This window comes from Acinetobacter sp. YH12094, assembly GCF_013419295.1.
Taxonomy (GTDB): domain Bacteria; phylum Pseudomonadota; class Gammaproteobacteria; order Pseudomonadales; family Moraxellaceae; genus Acinetobacter; species Acinetobacter amyesii.
Window position 1 is genome coordinate 1 of the sequence record NZ_VPAK01000069.1, and the last position, 2,365, is coordinate 2,365.

The window sequence follows — 2,365 nt, forward strand, 5'->3', positions numbered from 1 at the left end:
TTGGGGGATTTATCATTTTCCGACAGCAGGAGGGAATGCACGCTTCCGCGTTTCTCTCCGAGAAACAAAAAAACGGCCTCTGAAAAAGATAAAAATAAGCCCCAAAAGTTGGGGCGTTTTGAAATCTTTTTTAGAGGGGGAAACTCAAGGATTAGATTTTAGGAAATCGTAAAATTGAAGTTGCTGTTTTGGGTCTTTTAGCATGATGCAAAGCCGTTGCATAAAATCATTAGGTGATTCATTCTCTTGCTTCAAATGTTTGAATTTTTTATTTCTGGACATGCCGTAAGAAATTCGGTTGATCTGCATATTTGGAAAATCTATAAACTTAGGTTCATCGACCTGTTTGATTGGTGCTGATTGGATTTTCTTAGAACCAAAGCCGAGCTGTTCCAGTAGCGGATAAAACATCCTGAATTTTTTTGGCTCTAAAAGCATGTCTGCAAGGCGTTTCGTAAAGTCTTCGGATGACTCTCCGATCTCTGCATATTCGCTACCAACTTCGGGCAGTTCAGATAATTTGTGTGCAAACAAATGCCGTTGTGCATCGGTCATTTCGACAAAGAAATCAGGTGTGTTTGGATCTCGTTTAGGGTCGGTTTTTTGTTGTTTTTTTGGCTGTGCCTTCTGTTTAAATCGGAATGAAAAACCAATAATATTACGTCCTCTTTTGTGCTGTTCTTCTTTGACAGTAATATCTGTATTTTCATTGATTTGCTTTAATGATGGTTCTAAAACACGCTTTTTAAAGTCGTGCATTCGATGATATTCACTTTCTAATACTCCCAATCTTTCTCTGAACTCACTTAGCTCAATAATTGGTGTTTTCCCACTACTACGCCAAGCAATCAAAAGTTCATAAAGTCTAATGGCGTAGCCAGTGGAAAGCCCTTTTACTTGCTCTAACTCATAGCTCGTAAATTGTTTTTCTAGCCGAGTTATTAAAGGGATAATTGCAGGTGAAAAAATTAACTCAACAGATGCCGTTTTTTCGATGTATGCAATTTGAGAAACCCAACGTGAGGTAATATGAGCTACTCCTTTTCCTCTTGGTTCTTGATAGCTAAATTGACGAGCAAACAAGTCTTTACAGGCTTCTTTTAGTGCTTGATAAGCACCATTTTTCAATACATCAAAGTGGTTGATATAGCTCTCTGCGTGAATAGTTAAAGGGTCATTCGCATTAATACCTTTACCACTTTCACGGGCTTCAATTATTGCTAAAAGAATTAACCGTTGTTCCACTAGGTCAAGATTGTAGCTGGCATTAATTAAAGCGTTATCTTTCACAATTAAATCTTTCATATAGCGTCTTATTTTATTATGTCGTCTTATTGATCTTATGTGAAGCCTTATCAAGAAGCAATAAGCAGACATATTTTATTTTGTCGCATCTTGCAAACTAAACGTGCTTAAAACGACATGTTTTATTTTGTCTTTCAAAGCACACTAAGTGTCGTCTTATTGAGAATTTCTAGCACACTAAGTGTCGTCTTTTAGCACACTAAGTGTCGTCTTATGTCCTCTGAAACGCACGTATATCAATGCTTTCAGACTGCTTAAAAGCATTTAAAAGCTTTTTTATTATTAAAAGCCCAAAAAAATTAAAAACGGCATTTAAAACTGCCCTATGTTTTCGCTTCGCTCAAACTCTATTGAATCTCGCTGCGCTCGATTCCTGGGGGCAGTTTTTCTCAAAGACCGGCTAGGACGCTAAAAACAAGAATGGATTCGCTTCGCTCATAAAGCTTTATGCTCGCTTCGCTCGTCATGGAGCCAGTGGCTACAGTCGCTTTGCTCTGTAAATCTCGTTATGAAGCAACAGGGAGCTTGTAATCAGGGAAAAGGCAGGGGCAAATTTTTATAATGCTCAGTCGCTCGTAGACACTCGCTCGGTTACTTGATCAATTTGTTTAGTTGTTCTTCAAAATCTTGCTTGTTTAAATCACCTGAAACGTACTGATCATAAAGTTTTTGATGATCTTCAGTGATTTCTAAATCGTAATATTCTCGATCTGATTTCTTTAAAAACACCTCTGACAAACGATTATTTTTTTCAGCATCACTCAATTTCATGGTCTAAATGCTCCTATTTTGCGTTTATTGGCGTTTTTAGCCCTGTTTAGCTAGATTTCCCTGTTTTGAAGAAAAGTGCGCTTAAAGGCGATTTTAGGCGGTTTTAAGCCATGTGTGAAAATTTGATATTTTAAAAGTTGCCGATCGGCAACTTTTAGCGGTTTGGGGGATTTATCATTTTCCGACAGCAGGAGGGAATGCACGCTTCCGCGTTTCTCTCCGAGAAACAAAAAAACGGCCTCTGAAAAAGATAAAAATAAGCCCCAAAAGTTGGGGCGTTTTGAAATCT

General features: G+C 38.0%; 2 protein-coding genes and 1 pseudogene. All 3 read right to left on the reverse strand.

Translation table 11 applies throughout. The features are described from left to right. Positions 1 to 378 precede the first annotated feature (378 nt). Positions 379 to 1,305 (reverse strand): annotated as a pseudogene (repM, locus tag FTU34_RS17550) (replication initiation protein RepM); the annotation flags it as partial. A gap of 591 nt (positions 1,306 to 1,896) precedes the next feature. Continuing rightward, the gene (locus FTU34_RS17555) at positions 1,897 to 2,076 is read right to left on the reverse strand and encodes a hypothetical protein (RefSeq protein ID WP_020847111.1); all 180 of its coding nucleotides are present in this window, start codon (positions 2,074 to 2,076) and stop codon (positions 1,897 to 1,899) included. A 50-nt stretch (positions 2,077 to 2,126) separates the two neighbouring features. Next, the coding region (locus tag FTU34_RS17785) for a hypothetical protein (protein ID WP_218955514.1) at positions 2,127 to 2,365 on the reverse strand (239 nt) is incomplete at its 5' end.

Coding starts and splice junctions, on each gene's coding strand:
- FTU34_RS17555 (WP_020847111.1), bottom strand. CDS start 2,076: ATGAAATTGAGTGATGCTGAAAAAAATAATCGTTTGTCAGAGGTGTTT.